Source organism: Frankia sp. CcWB2, assembly GCF_977927585.1.
In genome coordinates this window covers 9,069-9,499 of the sequence record NZ_CDWRCM010000165.1, presented here as the reverse complement: position 1 = coordinate 9,499, position 431 = coordinate 9,069, and the positions used below count along the sequence as shown (strand labels likewise).

The 431-nt window shown below is 70.8% G+C and carries 1 protein-coding gene; it reads left to right on the top strand.

The features are described 5' to 3' along the window. Positions 1 to 429, top strand: a 429-nt coding sequence (locus tag ACY45C_RS16195; RefSeq protein WP_462188418.1) for an AAA family ATPase, incomplete at its 5' end; no start/stop codon positions are given. Between the last annotated feature and the right edge of the window lie 2 nt (positions 430 to 431).

The window sequence follows — 431 nt, the reverse complement described above, 5'->3', positions numbered from 1 at the left end:
GACAGCCACGGCAACGCCAACCCGCTGGCCGGCATCACCCCGGTCACCGACGCCGCCGAGATCGCCAAGCTGATCGCACTCGTCCGCACGGTGCACGTCTCGCCCGAAGCGCGCCACTACATCGTCGACCTGGTCGGCGGGACCCGCACGCATCCTGAGATCGCGCTCGGCGCGTCCCCCCGGGCGGCGCTGCATCTCATCCGTGCTGCCCGAGCCCGCGCGGCCCTGGACCAGCGCGGTTTCGTCCTCCCCGACGACGTTCAGGAGATGGCTGTCCCGGTCATGGCGCACCGCCTACTGCTGCAGCCCGAGATCATGCTCTCCGGAGAGCCGACGATCGAGGTCGCCGCCCGCATCCTGACCGACGTCCTGCGCCGGATTCCGATCCTTCGTCCCGGTACGGCACGCCCAACCCGGCACGGCCGTTAGAG